The organism is Achromobacter sp. 2789STDY5608621 (genome assembly GCF_001299375.1).
In the GTDB taxonomy this organism is placed as follows: domain Bacteria; phylum Pseudomonadota; class Gammaproteobacteria; order Burkholderiales; family Burkholderiaceae_B; genus Achromobacter; species Achromobacter insuavis.
In genome coordinates this window covers 96334-112995 of the sequence record NZ_CYTU01000007.1, presented here as the reverse complement: position 1 = coordinate 112995, position 16662 = coordinate 96334, and the positions used below count along the sequence as shown (strand labels likewise).

The 16662-nt window shown below is 68.7% G+C and carries 13 protein-coding genes; 3 read left to right on the top strand and 10 right to left on the bottom strand.

What is annotated here, in order from left to right:
- The first annotated feature begins 86 nt into the window (after nt 1-86).
- A complete protein-coding gene (locus AOZ53_RS10390; protein ID WP_231689718.1) occupies nt 87-1772 on the top strand; it encodes a gamma-glutamyltransferase family protein in 1686 nt (561 codons plus the stop codon).
- Nucleotides 1773-1779: 7 nt separating this feature from the next.
- On the opposite strand, the gene AOZ53_RS10385 is transcribed toward AOZ53_RS10390, so the two are convergent.
- The 10 genes from AOZ53_RS10385 to coq7 all read right to left on the bottom strand — a co-directional run bounded on the left by AOZ53_RS10385 (nt 1780) and on the right by coq7 (nt 14696).
- Nucleotides 1780-2913: a glycosyltransferase family 4 protein gene (locus tag AOZ53_RS10385; RefSeq protein WP_054487735.1), complete on the bottom strand. Its 1134-nt coding sequence runs from the start codon at nt 2911-2913 to the stop codon at nt 1780-1782.
- Nucleotides 2910-4067, bottom strand: coding sequence for a glycosyltransferase family 4 protein (locus tag AOZ53_RS10380; RefSeq protein WP_054428978.1), 1158 nt, complete (start codon nt 4065-4067; stop codon nt 2910-2912). The genes AOZ53_RS10385 and AOZ53_RS10380 overlap by 4 nt, the downstream gene beginning before the upstream one ends.
- Nucleotides 4064-5179: a glycosyltransferase family 4 protein gene (locus tag AOZ53_RS10375; RefSeq protein ID WP_054487733.1), complete on the bottom strand. Its 1116-nt coding sequence runs from the start codon at nt 5177-5179 to the stop codon at nt 4064-4066. The genes AOZ53_RS10380 and AOZ53_RS10375 overlap by 4 nt, the downstream gene beginning before the upstream one ends.
- A 3-nt stretch (nt 5180-5182) precedes the next feature.
- Nucleotides 5183-7114 (bottom strand): asparagine synthase (glutamine-hydrolyzing), encoded by a 1932-nt coding sequence (gene asnB / locus AOZ53_RS10370; protein ID WP_054428980.1) that lies wholly within the window; start codon nt 7112-7114, stop codon nt 5183-5185.
- Nucleotides 7115-7158: 44 nt separating this feature from the next.
- Nucleotides 7159-8304 (bottom strand): glycosyltransferase family 4 protein, encoded by a 1146-nt coding sequence (locus AOZ53_RS10365; RefSeq protein WP_054487730.1) that lies wholly within the window; start codon nt 8302-8304, stop codon nt 7159-7161.
- A complete protein-coding gene (gene murJ / locus AOZ53_RS10360) occupies nt 8305-9654 on the bottom strand; it encodes a murein biosynthesis integral membrane protein MurJ (RefSeq protein ID WP_054428982.1) in 1350 nt (449 codons plus the stop codon). It lies immediately after the preceding gene.
- Between the two features lies 1 nt (nt 9655).
- Nucleotides 9656-10681 carry an SDR family oxidoreductase gene (locus tag AOZ53_RS10355; RefSeq protein WP_054428983.1) on the bottom strand — a complete coding sequence of 342 codons (1026 nt, stop codon included), beginning with the start codon at nt 10679-10681 and terminating at the stop codon, nt 9656-9658.
- 12 nt (nt 10682-10693) lie between these two features.
- Complete coding sequence (gene tviB / locus AOZ53_RS10350; RefSeq protein ID WP_082380456.1) at nt 10694-11971, bottom strand: Vi polysaccharide biosynthesis UDP-N-acetylglucosamine C-6 dehydrogenase TviB; 1278 nt, start codon at nt 11969-11971, stop codon at nt 10694-10696.
- Nucleotides 11972-12067: 96 nt separating this feature from the next.
- Complete coding sequence (locus AOZ53_RS10345; RefSeq protein WP_006391403.1) at nt 12068-13171, bottom strand: MraY family glycosyltransferase; 1104 nt, start codon at nt 13169-13171, stop codon at nt 12068-12070.
- 847 nt (nt 13172-14018) lie between these two features.
- Nucleotides 14019-14696 carry a 2-polyprenyl-3-methyl-6-methoxy-1,4-benzoquinone monooxygenase gene (gene coq7 / locus AOZ53_RS10340; protein WP_054428984.1) on the bottom strand — a complete coding sequence of 226 codons (678 nt, stop codon included), beginning with the start codon at nt 14694-14696 and terminating at the stop codon, nt 14019-14021.
- A gap of 114 nt (nt 14697-14810) precedes the next feature.
- On the opposite strand from coq7, the gene AOZ53_RS10335 reads away from it, so the two are divergent.
- Both AOZ53_RS10335 and AOZ53_RS10330 read left to right on the top strand, forming a co-directional pair.
- Nucleotides 14811-15254, top strand: coding sequence for an OsmC family protein (locus tag AOZ53_RS10335; RefSeq protein WP_006391405.1), 444 nt, complete (start codon nt 14811-14813; stop codon nt 15252-15254).
- A gap of 47 nt (nt 15255-15301) precedes the next feature.
- Nucleotides 15302-16273 (top strand): thymidylate synthase, encoded by a 972-nt coding sequence (locus AOZ53_RS10330; RefSeq protein WP_054487727.1) that lies wholly within the window; start codon nt 15302-15304, stop codon nt 16271-16273.
- Nucleotides 16274-16662: the final 389 nt, after the last annotated feature.

Sequence of the window (16662 nt, the reverse complement as noted above, 5' to 3'; positions counted from 1 at the left end):
GCGGCCGGCCGGCCCGCCCCGGGGCCGCTATGGACAGGACGCCATGACGGGCGAATAATGGCCCGTCGTCCTTCCCGGAGCGCCCCATGCCTACGCTAGCCCGCAGCCCCGCACGGTTCCTGGCCGCCCTCGCCTTGTGCGCGGCCGCCTCCGCCCAGGCCCAGACACAGCCCCAGGCCCCGGCCGGCATGGTCGCCGCCGCCAATCCGCTGGCCGCGGCGGCCGGACTCGATGCCCTCAAGCGCGGCGGCAGCGTGGTCGACGCCGCCATCGCCGTGCAGATGGTGCTGACCGTGGTGGAACCGCAATCGTCCGGCCTGGGCGGCGGCTCGTTGATGCTGGTGTGGGACCAGGGCAGCGCCACGCTGTCGGCCCTGGACGGCCTGGCCGCGGCGCCGGCGCGCGCCACCGCCAGCCTGCGCACCGACGTCAACGGCGAAACCCTGCCGCTCAAGGATGTGGCGCGCTACGGCCGTCCGGTCGGCGTGCCCGGCACCGTTCGCGTCATGGCGCTGGCGCACCAGCGCTACGGCAAGCTGCCATGGGCCAGCCTGTTCCAGGCCGGCATCCGCAGCGCCGAAGACGGCTTCCCGATGTCGCCCTATCTGCACGACAGCCTGCAGCGGCTGCCGCAGCTGGCCGAGAATCCGGCGATCCGCAAGGTCTTCTACGACACGCAGGGCCAGGTGCTGCCGGTCGGCGCCACCGTCCGCAATCCGCTGCTGGCCGACGCCCTGCGCAAGGTCGCGGCCGATCCCGACGCCATCAACCACGGCGCGCTGACCGCCGACGTCCTCGCCGCGGTGGGCGCGGGCAAGTACCCCAGCCTGATCCAGGCGCAGGACCTGGCCGCCTATCGCCCGGCCGAACGCACGCCGATCTGCGGCCCCTTCCTGTCGTGGAAGGTCTGCACCTTCCCGCCCCCCAGCTTCGGCGGCGTGTCCGTGCTGCAGCAGCTGGGCATGCTGGCCGCGCGCCGCATCGATACGCTGGCGCCCGGCTCGGCCGCGGCCGACCACCTGCTGATCGACACCGCCCGCATCGCCCGCGCCGACCGGCTGGCCTATATCGGCGATCCGGACCAGGTCAAGGCGCCGGTGCGCCAGTTGATCGCGCCCGACTACACGCGCGAACGCGCCGCGCTGCTGTCCGCCAGGGCCGTGACGCATCCGCGTCCCGGCGTGTTCGCGGGCGTGCCGGCGCCGGCCGGCGCCGAGGCGCCCGGCACCACCGAGACCAGCCAGGTCGCCATCGTCGACGCGCAGGGCAACGCCCTGTCGATGACCACCACCATCAACCTGAACTTCGGCTCGTGGCTGATGCCGCACGGCTTCTTCCTGAACAACGCGCTGACCAATTTCTCGTCGGCGCATGGCAAGGGCGCGCCCAATGCCATGGCGCCCAACAAGCGGCCGGTCACCTCGATGGCGCCCACCATGGTGTTCGACCGCGACGGCAAGCTGGCGCTGGTCACCGGCTCGGCGGGCGGCGGCTACATCGTCGACTACATCGCCCAGGCCGTGGTCGGCACGCTGGCATGGGGCCTGCGCCCGGCCGATGCGCTGGCGCTGCCGCACGTGGCGGGCAACACCGGCCGCAGCCAGGTCGAGAAGGGCCGCGTCCCGGCGGACGCCAGCGCGTCGCTGGCCGCGCGGGGCCACAAGATCGAACAGGTGGAAATGAAAAGCGGCGCCGCCGCGATCCGCGTGACACCGCAAGGGCTGGATGGCGCCGCCGATCCCCGCCGCGACGGCGCCGCGCTGGGCCACTGAGGCCGACTCAGGCGCTCAGCGTGTCGTACAGCTCGACGTGGATGCGGGCCACCCGCTCGATGTTGAATTCGCGCTCGGCCAAAGCGCGGCCGGCCGTCCCCATCCCCTGGCGCAGCGCCGCGTCGCCCGCGAGCCGGGCGATGGCGTCGGCCAGGGCCTGCGGGTCGCGCACCGGCACCAGCAGGCCGGTCTTGTCCGGATCGATGGCATCGCGGCAGCCCGGCACATCGGTCGTCACCACCGCGCGGCCGCAGGCGGCGGCCTCGATCAGCGACTTGGGCAGGCCCTCTCGATAGGACGGCAGCACGGCGATGTGCGAGGCCGCGTACAGTTGCGGCACGTCCGAGCGCTCGCCCAGCGCCTCCACGCAGCCTTCGCGTTGCCAGGCCTCGACCTCGGCCGGCGTGGCCGACGTCGGATTGCCGGCATCCACGCCGCCCACCAGCCGCATCGTCACGGGCACGCCGCGCGCGCGCAGCAGGCGCGCCGCCTCGACGAATTCCCACACACCCTTGTCGCGCAGCAGGCGCGCCACCATGGTGGCCACCACCGGCGGCGCGGCCGGCTCGGGCAACGCCTGGCACAGGTCCAGATCGACGCCGGCGCCGCGGATCAGCACCACCTGCTCATCACGCACGGCGCCCAGCGATTTGAGCAGATCGCGATCGCTGGCGTTCTGGAAGATCACCCGGCTGTTGGGATGACCCAGCGCCAGGCGATACAGGCGCGCCACCACCGAGCGCACCAGGCGCATCTTCAGGGAATTGGACAGGAACACGAAGCCCAGCCCGGAAATCGCCGCCACCATGCCCGGCACGCGCGCCAGGCGCGCGGCGATGCCGCCGTACAGCACGGGCTTGATGGTCACCAGGTGCACCACCCGCGGCCGCAGCCGCCGGAACAGGCGCAGCAGCGCCAGCAGCGTGCCCAGTTCCTGCAGCGGATGCTTGCCGCTGCGCGTCATCGGAATGACGTGATGGGTCATGCCCAGCGCGACGATGTCGGCGACGGCGGGGCCGTCCATCGTGGCCACGTGCACGTCGTAGCCGGCGCGCTGCGCGGCCTGCGCCACCGGCAGCCGGTGCGACATGAAGAAGGCCGGGTTGTTGACCACGAACAGCAGACGACGGGCGGCGCTCATGCCGATGCTCCGGACAGACGGCGCCACACCGCGGCGTAGCTCTGCACCATGCGCGCCAGGTCGAAATTCTCCAGCACCCGCGCCCGTCCGGCCTCGCCGGCGCGACTTCGGCCGCGCAATGCCACCTCGCGCAGCGCGCTCTCGATGCCGCGCGCCAGCGCCTCGGGCTGCTCGGGCGGCACCACCACGCCGGTGTCGCCGATGATGTAGGCGGCATCGCCCACGTCCGTCGCCACGCAATAGGCGCCGCAGGCCATGGCCTCGGCCACCACGTTGGGGAAGCCTTCGGCGCAACTGGACAGCACGTGCAGGTCCAGCCCGTTCATCACCGCGGGCACGTCGTCGCTGGGGCCGGCCAGCACCAGCCGTTCGCGCAGGTCGAGCTTGTCGACCAGCGCCATCAATTCAGGGTTGTCCGCGGTCATGCCGCGTCCCACCAGCACGCAGCGCAGGCCGCCGTCGCGGCCGTCGCGCACCAGCGCCGCCACCGCGCGCAACAGGTTGGCATGATCCTTCAACGGATCCCAGCGCGCCACGCAGCCGATCACCGGCACGTCGCCGGCCAGGCCCCATTGGCCACGCACCCGTTCCCGCGCGGCCGTGTCGGGCGCATAGCGCGACAGGTCGTAGCCGTTGGCGATCACCACCATGCGATCGCGGCGGTAGCCCTTGGCGGCATGCCGTTCGGCCGCGTCCTGCGCGGCGCAGACGATGGCGCCGGGCAGCACGCCCGACAGCAGCGCGCAGGCGCGCAGCACCATGCGGGCCGACCGGCTGCTGCGCTCAAGGTGCGCACCGGAATTGCGGATGCCCCAGGCGATGGCGCGCACACCGGCCAGGCGCGCCGCCAGGCCGCCGATCAGATCGGCGTGATACATCCAGGTCTGCACGGCGTCGGGCCGCGCCGCGGCGATCAGGCGGCGCAGGGCCATGAAGCCGCCCAGCGTGATGCGGCCGCGCGGCATGTCCAGCGTATGCACCGTCACGCCGGCGGCGCGCAGCCGCTCGCCGTAGACGCCTTCGTCGGTCAGCGATACGACAATATGCTCGACGGCCTGCCCCGGATAGGTGGACAGGCGCCACAGCACGGATTCCGCGCCGCCCTGCCCCAGGCCGGCGATCACATGCACCACGCGCAAGGTCGCCGCGCTCATCGGCCTTCCCTCACGGCTTCGAACAATTCGTCCCATTCCATCAGCACGCTGGCCAGGGCATAGCGCTGGCGCACCGCCGCGGCGCCGCGTTGGCCGAGTTGCCGACGCAACGCCACATCGCCGAGCAAGCGGCGCAGCGACTCGCGCAGCGCATCGCGATCGTCCGCGGGCGCCAGCAGCGCGTCCTGGCCGTCGCGCGTCATTTCACGCGGCCCGCTGGGGCAATCGAACGCGGCGCAGGGCAGGCCCAGCGCCATCGCTTCCAGCAGCACGTTGGGAAAGCCCTCGACCAGCGAACTGAGCACGAAGGCCTGGCCTTGCGCCAATTCATCCCACGGCGCTTCGGTGCGGCCCGGCAGGCTGATGCGCGCCTGCAGGCCCAGGCGCGCGACCTGTTCCTCCAGCGCGCCACGTTCGGGGCCTTCGCCCCAGATGCGCAGGTTCCAGTCGGGAAAGTCCGGCGACAGCTGCGCGAAGACGTCGATCAGCAGATCGAATTGCTTGTCGGTCACCAGGCGCCCCATCGCCAGCAGCGTGCGCGGCGCGCCGTCGTCATGCTGCGGCACCAGCGGCGCGTCCAGCAGCGGCGCCGGCAGGGGATTGGGAATCACGGCCAGGCGCTTGATGCCCGGCACCTGGCGCGAGAACGGGCCGGCCGTGTCGGCCGCCTGCACCGTCACCATGTCGGCGCGCGGATACAGCAGGCGGCGCAGCCGGCGCCAGACCGTGCCGGTGGTGGTCTCGGCGACCGGGTTGGTGCGCTCGCAGACGATCAGCGGCACGCGCAGGCCGCGGGTGGCCAGGATGGCGGCCACGTTGACGTTGGTCAGGAACGACACCACCACGTCCGGCGCCGTGTCGCGGATGTGGCGGCGCAGCGTCAGCAGGCGCTTGAACGCGGCCATCGGCCCCGACACGCGGGTGCCCGCCAGGTCCGCCAGCCAGTCCAGCTTGACCTTGTCCGACAGCGGGTAGAAGCAGGTGCCCTTGGACGAATAGGTCGGCGTCAGGGTGACGTCGTCACCGCGTTCAGCCCACGCGTTGACCAGCGTGGCGGCCACGCGCTCGGCGCCGCCGGCGTGCATGGAACTGACCAGCATCAGTATTTTCATTCGTCAGCGACTCCCAACCGATCCTCCCTGTTCGCCACCGGCGCGGTAGCGGTCCAGCCAGGCCTGCATCATCAGCACGCCCCACAGATGGCTATCCCAATTGCGATGCCCGGACACATGCTCGCGCCACTTGCGCAGGATGGGTTCGGGCTCGAACCAGCCTTCCTGGCGCAGGCGCGCCGGATCCAGCAGCGCCTCGGCCCAGTCGCGCAGCGGTCCGCGCAGCCAGGCCGCCAGCGGCACGGCAAAGCCGCGCTTGGGCCGGTCGACCAGCGCCTGCGGCACGTGGCGGTACAGCACCTGGCGCAACAGCCATTTGCCGGTGGCGCCGCGCACCTTGTACTGGTGCGGCAGGCTCCAGGCGAATTCGTAGACGCGATGGTCGATCAGCGGCACCCGGGTCTCCAGGCTCACCGCCATGGCGGCGCGGTCCACCTTCACCAGAATGTCGTCCGGCAGGTAGGTCACCGTGTCGAGCTTCATCATGGACTCGAAGGTCGAGCCGCGCATCGCCCGCGCGAACTCGGACACCGGCTCCACGCCGCCCTTGACCACGCGCGCCGGGTCCGACCAGTACGACACGAACAGGCGGTAGAAATCGCCGCGCGAGTCGGCGCGCAGCAATTCGCCCAGCTTGCCGACCTTGCCGCGCCAGGCGCCGCGCCCCGGCAGTTGGGTCGAGGCGCTGAGCAGCGCGCCGGCCGGCGTGCGCAGCAGCGACGGAATGCGCTCGCACTTCTGCCACCAGTTGTTGACGCGGAAATAGCGCGAGTAACCGCCGAACAGTTCGTCGCCGCCGTCGCCGGACAGGGCCACGGTGACGTGCTGGCGCGCCATGCGCGTCACCAGCGAGGTCGGGATCTGCGACGAATCGGCGAATGGTTCGTCGTACATGTCGGCCAGCCCCGGCACCACCGCCAGCGCGTCGTCGGCGGTCACGTACAGCTCGGTATGGTCGGTGCCCAGGTGCATGGCCACCGCCTTGGCGTGCTGCGCCTCGTCGTAGCCCTTTTCATGGAAGCCGATGGCGAAGGTGCGCACCGGCTGCGAGCTCTGCGCCTGCATCAGCGAAACGATGGTCGACGAGTCGATGCCGCCCGACAGGAACGCGCCCAGGCTGACATCGGACAGCATCTGGCCGCCCACGGCCTTGGACAGCACGCCTTCGAGCGCGTCGGTGGCCTGCGCGTCGGAATCGAACGACAGCAGCGATTGCGCCGCGGTATCCGCGGCGTCGCGCGCCGACCAGTACACGCGCGGTTCGGGCATGCGGCGGCTGCGGGTGTCGTCGGCGGTGAATTCGATCCAGGTGCCCGGGGGCAGCTTGGCGATGCCTTCGTAGATGGATTGCGGCGCCGGAATGTAGTTGTGCCGCATGAACGACGCCAACGCATTGCGGTTCAGGTTGCGGCCGAACCCGGGGATCGGCATCAGGCCCTTGAGTTCCGAGGCGAACACCAGCTCGGCGCCCGAGTAACCGTAGTACAGCGGCTTTTCGCCCATGCGGTCGCGCGCCAGCACCAGCTTGCGCGAGGCGCGGTCCCACAGCGCGATGGCGAACATGCCGACCGAGGCCTGCAGCGTCGCCTCGATGCCCAGCGCGGTGAAGCCCGCCAGCAGCGTCTCGGTATCGGAATGGCCGCGCCAGGACGGCGCCAGGCCCGATGCCTCGAGCTGCTGGCGCATGTCCATGTGGTTGTAGATCTCGCCGTTGAACACCATCACGTAGCGGCCGCAGGCGGACACCATCGGCTGATGCCCGGCTTCGGTCAGGTCCTGGATCGCCAGGCGCACGTGCGCCAGCGCCAGCTCGGCGCCGGTGTCTTCCCAGAAGCCGTTGCTGTCCGGCCCGCGGTGGCGGATGCGCCGGCAGCTTTCCGCCAGCACTTGCGCCTTGTCACCCAGGGGGCCCCAAATTCCGACAATTCCACACATGATTTCAGGTTCTCGTGGTCACCGCAGCAACGGTGTGGCGCGGCCTAGCGGCCTGACGCGCGCACACCGTCAAAAAGTTCTTCCCATTGGCCCAGCACCCGCTCGGCGGAGAAACGCTCGCGCACCGCCGTGGCCGCGTCGGCCATGCGGCGGCGAAGGGCCTCGTCGCCCATCACCGCGGCCAGTTCGCGGCACAACGCGTCGACATCGCCGTTGGGCCGCACCAGCACGCCGTCGATCCCTTCGCGCACGATCTCGCGCGGCCCGGTATCGCAATCGAACGCGACCGCGGCCAGGCCGCTGGCCATCGATTCCAGCAGGGTGTTGGACAGCCCCTCGAAGCGCGACGTCAGCACATACAGGTCGGCGCTCTGATACCAGTCGCCCACGTTGCCCGCCCGCCCCGGCAGGCTGACGCGACCCCGCAGGTCGGCCTCGCGCACCTGCGCTTCCAGCGCGCGGCGCTCATCGCCCTCGCCCAGGATAACCAGATCCCAGTCCGGATGCGACGGCGCCAGCCGCGCGTAGGCCTGCAACAGCAGGTCGAAACCCTTGTCCCCATGCAGCCGTCCCACCGCCAGCAGGCGCTTGCGGCCGTCGCCCGCGGGCGGCGCCAGCACCGGCTCGCCCTTGGGCAGCGGCCAATGCACCGGATTGGGGATCACCGCCAGGCGCGAACCCGGCACATGCTGCTCGATCCATTGCGCGGTGCCGCGGGTCAGGGCCACCACGCGCGCGGCGCGCGGATAGGTCAGGCGGCGCAGGCGCTGCCAGAGACCCGACAGGGTCTGCGATGGCGGATGGGTGTGTTCGGTGGCAATGACGCGGCACGGCAGCCCGGTGGACGCCAGCACCGACAGGACCGACGCGGTGGTCATCATGCCCAGCACGATATCGGGGCGGAAGGCCTTGATCACGCGCCGCAGCGCGCGCACGCGCTGCACATTGCTCCAGATGCCGCGCAGACCGCCGCCCTCGCCCGCCGTGTGCAGCACCTCGCGCCGCACCCGCGGATGCAGGGTGTAGACGTCGCCGTCGGCGCTCGCCTGCGTCACCACCATGACCTCGCGGCCCATGCCGGCCCAATGCGCGCTCAGGTCGGCGGCGACCCGCTCGGCGCCGCCGCCGTGCAGCGAATGGATGAACAGCAGCACGCGCAACGGGCGGCCGGACTCGGGAACGGCGGGCATTCAGGCGGCCTCTTTGGGTTCGGCGCGGCGCAGGGCCACCACCAGGTAGCAGACATAGGACAGCACGTACATCAGGCTGGTGGCCAGCATGATGCCGGCCGCCCCCATCTTCGGCGCCAGCACCGTGTTGAGCGCGGCTTTCAACGCGAAATTGCCGACCGCGATGGCGGCCATGATGCGGTAGCGGTTCTGGCTGGCCAGCAACTGCACCAGGATCAGCACGCCGAAATAGAACGGCAGCTGCAACAGGCCCCAGCGCAGCACATGCGCCACGGCCTCGGTATTCTCGGCGGTGAAGGCGCCGCGCTGGAACAGCACCGACACGCCCCACGGCGCCAGCACCCAGCCCAGCGCCACGGCGACGGCGCCGGCCGCCACCATCAGCACCGACCATTTCAACGCCATGCCGCGCGCGCGCGCGCTGTCGCCGCGCGCCTGCACATCGGCCAGCACCGGCAGCGCCGCGCGGCCGACCGACACCGCGCCGATGCCCAGCAGCAGCGACAGCAGCCGGCTGGCGTAGCCCAGCGTGGCATTGGCATTGGCGCCCAGGTTGGCGGCGGCGTATTGGTCCAGCGGGCCGACGAAGCTCATGGCCACCTGGCCGATCAGCATCACGCCCGCGGCGCTCATCAGCTCGGGCCAGTGCGGCGATCGCAGGGTCAGTTTTGGCGCGCCCCAGAAACCGCCATCGGCGCGCGCGGCCAGCCAGGCCAGCCACACGGTCTGGATCGCGTAGCCCACCAGCGTGCCCCACAGCAGCGGACCGACGCTCTCGGCGCTGGCCGCCAGCATGACCCACGCCAGCGTCGCCACCGCCGGCACGCTGTCCAGCAGCGTATTGACGTGGCGCTCGTGCGAGCGCAGCCGCGCGGCGCTGATGCCGGCAACCAGCAACAGGGCCGCGACCGGCGCGAAGGCCAGCAGCAGTTCGCCCGTCATCTCGCCGACCCGGGCGGACAGCCCCTGACCCAATGCGCCCAGCACCTTGGGCCAGGCGAACCAGGTCAGCGCGGCCAGCGCGATGCCCGCGGCCGCCACCCAGCCCTGCAGTTCACGGATGAATTGTTCGCGTTCGGCGTCCTCGGCGCGGCGCAGCCGCACCAGCACCGGAATCAGCACCACCGACAGCACGCCCACGATCGTGACCGGCAGCCAGGTGGCCATGGTCATCGTGAACTGGTAGGCGTCGACGGCGTCGCTGACGCCGTAGCGGTACGCCACCGCCATCTCCTTGATGGCGCCGGCGGCCTTGCCCAGCAGCAGAAACACCGCCACCCGGAACGCACCTTTGAAAATGCGTTGGTGGTCCGGGTGGATGCTGCCGAGTTTGCGGATGAGTGCTTTCAAATCAACGCAGGAATTGCGTGTACCAGGGCATCGCCACTTCCAGGCCCTGCAGCACGGTATGCGTGGGCTGGTAGCCCAGCAGGCGGCCGGCCTTGCTGACGTCCGCCTGCGAATGGCGCACATCGCCCGCGCGGAAATCGGCGTAGACCGGCTGCTTGCCGTACTTCACGCCCTGGTTGCCCAGCGCCTGCACCAGGAAACCGAACAGCTGGTTCAAGGTGCTGCGGCCGCTGACGGCCACGTTGTAGACCTGGTTGCGGCCTTCGGCCGGCGCCGTCGCGGCCAGGATATTGGCCTGCACCGCGTTGTCGACGAAGCAGAAGTCGCGGCTGGTCTCGCCGTCGCCGTTGATGGTGACGTCTTCGCCCTGGATCATCGCGGCGGTCCACTTGGGGATGACCGCGGCGTAGGCGCCGTTGGGATCCTGGCGCTTGCCGAACACGTTGAAGTAACGCAGGCCTACGGTCTCGAAGCCGTAGGAACGCGCGAACACGTCGGCGTACAGCTCGTTGACGAACTTGGTGACGGCGTAGGGAGACAGCGGCTTGCCGATGTTTTCCTCGACCTTGGGCAGGGCCGGATGGTCGCCGTAGGTCGAGCTGGAGGCCGCGTACACGAACGACTTCACGCCGGCGTCACGCGCCGCCACCAGCATGTTCAGGAAACCGCCGATGTTCACCTCGTTGGTGGTGATCGGGTCTTTCAGCGAACGCGGCACCGAACCCAGCGCCGCCTGGTGCAGCACGAAGTCCACGCCCTGAACCGCGCGGCGGCAAGCCTCGAGGTCGCGGATATCACCCTCGATGAAGGTCAGCCGCGCCCATTGCTCGGGCGTGACGGAGGCCTGCACCTCGTCCAGGTTACGCTGGTGGCCGGTGGCGAAGTTGTCCAGGCCGGTGACGGTCTGGTTCAGCTTCAGCAGAGTCTCCAGCAGATTGGAGCCGATGAAGCCGGCGCAGCCGGTCACCAGCCACTTGCGCGGCGTGGCGGCGAGTTCCTGAGTGACGGATTCAAAGCGTGTGGTCATGCGACGTCCTCCTTACAGGCGCAGATCGGATTCGGCGGGCGACAACACGTACTTCAGGTCATAAAGAATGTGTTCCGGCTTGCCCAGCTTGCGGATGCCTTCGGCGCCCAGATCCTTGAACTGGTGGTGCGCCACCGCCAGGATCACGGCGTCGTACTTGCCCTCGTCGGGCTTGGCGACCGGCGTGATGCCATATTCGTGCACGGCTTCCTCGGCCTCGACCCACGGGTCGTACACGTCGACGTCGACGTTGTAGTCGCCCAGTTCCTTGACGATGTCGACGATGCGGGTGTTGCGCAGGTCGGGGCAGTTTTCCTTGAAGGTCAGGCCCATCACCAGCACGCGCGCGCCCTGCACGTGGATGCGGCGCTTGGTCATGGCCTTGACCAACTGCGACACCACGTAGCCGCCCATCGAATCGTTCAGGCGGCGGCCCGCCAGGATGATCTCGGGGTGGTAGCCGATCGACTGCGCCTTGTGCGTCAGGTAGTACGGGTCCACGCCGATGCAGTGGCCGCCCACCAGGCCCGGACGGAACGGCAGGAAGTTCCACTTGGTGCCGGCGGCCTGCAGCACGGCTTCGGTGTCGATGCCCATCTTGTTGAAGATCAGCGCCAGCTCGTTGATCAGCGCGATGTTGACGTCGCGCTGGGTGTTCTCGATCACCTTGGCGGCCTCGGCCACGCGGATGCTGGAAGCCTTGTGGGTGCCGGCGGTGATGATCTGCTTGTACAGCTGGTCCACCAGCTCGGCCACTTCGGGCGTCGAGCCCGAGGTGACCTTCTTGATGGTGCTGACGCGGTGTTCCTTGTCGCCCGGGTTGATGCGCTCGGGGCTGTAGCCGGCGTAGAAGTCGACATTGAACTTCAGGCCCGACACGCGTTCCAGCACCGGCACGCAGTCTTCCTCGGTGGCGCCGGGATAGACGGTCGATTCGTAGATGACGATGTCGCCGCGCTTGAGCACCGAGCCGATGGTCTCGCTGGCCTTGACCAGCGGGGTCAGGTCGGGCTGCTTGTACTCGTCGATCGGCGTGGGCACGGTGACGATGAAGACGTTGGCCTGGCCGAGTTCGGCGCGGTCGGCGGTGTAGGACAGTTGCTTGGCTTCAGCCAGTTCGATGTCGCTGACTTCCAGCGTGTGGTCGTGACCGGCCTTCAGGGCGTCGATCCGGCGCGTGTTGATATCGAAGCCGATGACCGAGCGCTTCTTGCCGAATTCCACTGCCAGCGGCAGGCCGACATAGCCCAGGCCGACGACCGCGAGTTTCACATCCTGAATACGCAACATTACTCTCCCTCACCGTAAAACGATTACGGCATTTTAAATATGGTCGGGGTGATGGATAACCGGGCCCCCGGCGGCAATCACCGGGGCGCCCAACACTTAATCGGCTCGCAGGACGGAGGGCAACAGCAGCCACCCCGGACGGCGCCACGACACCAGTCGCGCATACAGCCAGATATAGACGCTGGCGAACACCACCAGGCTGGCGCTGAGCGCCCAGGCGTTGTCCCACCAGATGGTGGCGGGCACCAGGCCGATCAGGGCCAGCACCCACATGTAGGGCGATGCCAGGGCATTGCACAGCGCCGGCACCGCATGGCGGCGGCCGCGGCTGAAGGTCACGCGCACCAGGCGGCGGAACACCAGCTGATGCAGGTGCAAGGCATCCGGCTGGTCCACCGGCACGCCGCGCTTGAAGCGGCGGCGCCAGATGGAAAAGCCGGTTTCGAATACGGGGTAGAACAGCACCGCCAGCGCGTAGAACGGCGACACCGACGGGTTGCGCACCACCAGCAGCACGGCCAGCTCGGCCAGCATGAAACCCAGGAAGTACGCGCCGCCATCGCCCAGGAAGACGCGGCCGAACGGGAAATTCCAGACCAGGAAGCCCAGCGTGGCCGAAGCCAGCGCCGCCGCCACCAGGAAGATCGGCACATCGCCCACCTGCAGCGCGACCAGGCTGATGGACACCGCCATCAGCGTCGCGACCATGCCGGCCAGGCCGTTCATGCCGTCGACGATGTTCAGGGCATGGGTACAGCCCCCCACCGCGAACATGGTGAAAATCAGGGAAACGGGCCAATACGACAGGACATAATCCACCGGGGCCATGCCGACGCGGCTGACGCCGCCCAGCAGCCACCAGGCGATCGCGGCCGACGCGAACGCCGCCAGCAGGCGCTTGCTGGCGCCGATGTCCTTGGTGATGTCTTCGAGCAGGCCGGCCACGAACACGGGCAGCGCCGACACGAACAGCGCGGGCCACAGCCAGGTCAGGGTCATGTTTTCGGGCCCGAGCACCAGCAGGCCCATGAGCGTGCCCGCCAGCACGGCCAGTCCGCCCACGCGAGGCGTGGCGCGCGAATGGTTCGCTTGCGGTTTGTTGAGATCGCTGTCGCCGGTGAAGGCGCCATGCCAGCGCTCCGACGCCACGATGAGTCCCCCCACCATGAACGCGACCACGCATATGTACAGCCAGGTCACAAGGTCACCTCTGGTTGGTCTATCGAGACAGGCCGGCCATTATCGGCGGCAGGTGTAACGCCCATATATGGGAGGGATAAGGAAGTGCAAATCACCGGGACAGAACGTAACGTCCGCAACCCCGGCCAGGACACGTGCGGGGACCCCCGTTTGGCGGGAGATGCTGCAACGCGGCCGGCGGCGCGCGGAAATGCGGATTTCATGCATTAATTGTAGAGCTTTCCGCCTCTGTCGATGCGAAATATCCAAGGGAAAACGCGGAGCGCGCCAAGGTAGGACCACGGCCCTTTCGCCCCTGTCTCGCCCGGCGCGAAAGACCGGACATCCGGCATAAATAGGGACGCATTGATTTGACTTAAAAAAAAGCCCGAGATCGTGAGATCTCGGGCTAAATCCACCAAAGGAGGAGGGTGGAGGAGACAACCTTGGCATGCTGGGAGCCGCTTTCGCTCACTGCGCTGTCGGGGTTCTGTGTTGCTTGTCCTGCTTGGACTTTGCTTTTGAACCGCGCCGACTGCGTTTCAACATCCGATGAGATGCATAGTATCGGGTTTTTTTGTGCGATGCAAGATTTTTTTTTAGCCCAACGCACCGCACCATTCCGCGTTGCATTTTTGCCGCAATTCGCTTGGCCGTCGCCCGGAAAGCCGCATGCAGCAATGACCTTCGAAAACGGAGGGTTATTGCCGAAGGGGTAAACCCCTTGCGGACTTACCCTAGCTGATTCCGGGTATTCCCGCCCTATTCCTTGCACCGGAAAGGTGCATGCGGCACCAATATGCTGCAATTTTTGCGCATTGCAACATTTTCATGCCCCACGGGCAGGCATGCCCGCAGGCCGGCCGCCTCAGATGCGGTAGGCGGTCGTCGTCATGACCTTGGACATCGCCCGCATGGCGGCCTTGACCGGACCGGGCAGCGGCACGCCGCCCGCGGCTTCGGCGCTGGCGCGGTGCTGGGCCTCGTCTTCCTTCATCTTCTGCACGATCTGGCGCGAGCGGGCATCCTGCTCGGGCAGGGTGCGCAGATGCCCTTCCAGGTGCGCCTCGACCTGTTTTTCGGTTTCGGCCATGAAGCCCAGGTTGCGCGGCGCGCCCGCATAGCCGGCCAGCAGGCCCAGCGCGAACGAGCCCGCATACCAGACCGGGTTGAGCAGGCTGGGGCGGCTGCCCAGCTCGGTCAGGCGCTGGTTGCACCACACCAGATGGTCGACTTCCTCGCCGGCGGCCTCGAGCAACAGGGCGCGCGGGCCGGGTTCGCGGCACACCGCGGCCTGCCCGCGGTACAGCGCCTGGGCGCAGACTTCGCCCACGTGGTTGACCCGCATCAGCCCGGCCGCGTGGCGCTTTTCCTGCGCCGACAAGGTGTCCGGCGCCTCTTCGGCCGTGGCCGGATTGGGCCGGCCGGCGCTGGCGCTGCCGGACAGCACGCGCAGCGCGCGGTCGGCTTCCGCCAACAGCGCATCCAGCGGATTCGAGCGGCGCAGGAAGGCGGCGGGACCGGATTGGGACAAGGTGGGGGACATGGACGGCTCCTGGATTGGCCGCACACCCCTGATGCGGGGCGGGGCTCTCAAGCGGAATTGTACGCAACGGGTATCATCAGCCATTGACTGCGCTCAAGCACAAGGACCTGACAAATGGAATGCACGATCGACTGGGGCGGCCCCAACGGCATGCTCTTCACCGCCAGCACCGGCAGCGGCCACGTGGCCGTGATGGACGGCGCGGTGGACGGCGGCGGCCACAACCTGGCGCCCCGCCCCATGGAAATGCTGCTGGCCGGCACCGGCGGCTGCACCGCCTATGACGTCGTGCTGATCCTCAAGCGCGGCCGCCACGCCGTGACCGGCTGCAGCGTCAAGCTGCAGGCCGACCGCGCCGATGTCGACCCCAAGGTGTTCACGCGCATCCACTTCGCCTTCACCGTCACCGGCCGCAACCTGCCGCGCGCCGCGGTCGAGCGCGCGGTGCAGCTGTCGCACGAGAAATACTGCTCGGCGTCCGCCATGCTCGAAAAGACCGCCGAACTGACCTTCTCGGTGGATATCGTCGACACCCAGGAAGCCCCCGCGGCGGCCTGACGCGGCCCGCCGCCCACGCCACCTCAGCCTTTTCAGATTCTGTACCCATGAAACAATACCTGGACCTCGTTCAATCCATCCTGGACACCGGCGCGTGGCAGGAAAATCGGACGGGAATACGCACGCTGAGCATGCCGGGCGCCTCGCTGCGCTTCGACCTGCAGCAGGGCTTTCCGGCCGTGACCACCAAGAAGCTGGCCTTCAAGTCGGCCATCGGCGAGATGGTCGGCTTCCTGCGCGGCGTGCGCAGCGCGGCAGAATTCCGCGAACTGGGTTGCAAGGTCTGGGACCAGAACGCCAACGAGAACGCCCAGTGGCTGGCCAACCCCTACCGCGAGGGCCCGGACGACCTGGGCCCGGTCTACGGCGTGCAGTGGCGCCAATGGCCGGCGTACAAGGTGCTGGACGCCGACCGCGCCGGCCAGGTCGATGACGCCCTGGCGCGCGGCTACACCAAGGTGGCCGATCTGCAGGACGGCGGCGTGTCCAAGGTGCTGCTCTATAAAGCGGTCGACCAGTTGCGCCAGTGCCTGGATACCATCCACGAGCGTCCGGGCGACCGCCGCATCCTGTTCCACGGCTGGAACTGGGCGCAGATCGAGGAAATGGCGCTGCCGCCCTGCCACCTGCTCTATCAGTTCCTGCCGAACGCGACCACCCGCGAGATCTCGCTGTGCCTGTACATCCGGTCCAACGATGTCGGGCTGGGCACGCCGTTCAACCTGACCGAGGGCGCGGCGCTGCTGCACCTGGTGGGCCGGCTGACCGGTTACACGCCGCGCTGGTTCACCTACTTCATCGGCGACGCGCATATCTACGAGAATCACCTGCCGATGCTGCGCGAGCAGCTGACCCGCACGCCGCACGCGGCGCCGCGGCTGGTGCTGTCCGACCGCATTCCCGATTTCGCCCAGACCGGCCGCTACGAGCCGGAATGGCTGGAAAAGGTCGAGCCGGGCGATTTCTCGCTGGAGGGCTACACTCACCACGCCCCGCTGACGGCGCCCATGGCGGTCTGAGGCCGGCGAGCGGCATTGCACACCGGCCACGGGCCGGCCGCCCAGGCGCCGGGAGCGCCCCTCTCGCGCAGGTGAAGATTGGTGAGCTTCTGGAGGCGCGTTTTCGGTATAACCCATCCCTTAGCCTCGGACGCGCGGCCATCAAGCCCTGCGCGCCTTGGTTTCTGAACGGCCCATGTCGCGCCGTGCCTGCCACTCGCCGCGTAGCCGGGCAAGCCGCCCGACCTCGCCGACCGCCTGCAGTGCAGCGCCGCACCCCCCATCCAGACTAGTGAGTACGTAAATCGCCAGCGTCGACAGCAGGATCCTCTTGCGGCTCGTTTGCAACTGTTGACTACTAATTGATTTGAATTGAGGCCGGCGCGGCGGCTGTATGCGCTCAGGACAGG

Excerpts from the sequence above, each read along its gene's own strand:
- AOZ53_RS10385 (WP_054487735.1), bottom strand. The coding sequence starts at position 2,913 with ATGAGCGCCGCCCGTCGTCTGCTGTTCGTGGTCAACAACCCGGCCTTC.
- coq7 (WP_054428984.1), bottom strand. The coding sequence starts at position 14,696 with ATGTCCCCCACCTTGTCCCAATCCGGTCCCGCCGCCTTCCTGCGCCGC.
- asnB (WP_054428980.1), bottom strand. The coding sequence starts at position 7,114 with ATGTGTGGAATTGTCGGAATTTGGGGCCCCCTGGGTGACAAGGCGCAA.
- AOZ53_RS10375 (WP_054487733.1), bottom strand. The coding sequence starts at position 5,179 with ATGAAAATACTGATGCTGGTCAGTTCCATGCACGCCGGCGGCGCCGAG.
- tviB (WP_082380456.1), bottom strand. The coding sequence starts at position 11,971 with ATGTTGCGTATTCAGGATGTGAAACTCGCGGTCGTCGGCCTGGGCTAT.
- AOZ53_RS10330 (WP_054487727.1), top strand. The coding sequence starts at position 15,302 with ATGAAACAATACCTGGACCTCGTTCAATCCATCCTGGACACCGGCGCG.
- AOZ53_RS10390 (WP_231689718.1), top strand. The coding sequence starts at position 87 with ATGCCTACGCTAGCCCGCAGCCCCGCACGGTTCCTGGCCGCCCTCGCC.
- AOZ53_RS10335 (WP_006391405.1), top strand. The coding sequence starts at position 14,811 with ATGGAATGCACGATCGACTGGGGCGGCCCCAACGGCATGCTCTTCACC.
- AOZ53_RS10380 (WP_054428978.1), bottom strand. The coding sequence starts at position 4,067 with ATGAGCGCGGCGACCTTGCGCGTGGTGCATGTGATCGCCGGCCTGGGG.
- AOZ53_RS10355 (WP_054428983.1), bottom strand. The coding sequence starts at position 10,681 with ATGACCACACGCTTTGAATCCGTCACTCAGGAACTCGCCGCCACGCCG.
- AOZ53_RS10365 (WP_054487730.1), bottom strand. The coding sequence starts at position 8,304 with ATGCCCGCCGTTCCCGAGTCCGGCCGCCCGTTGCGCGTGCTGCTGTTC.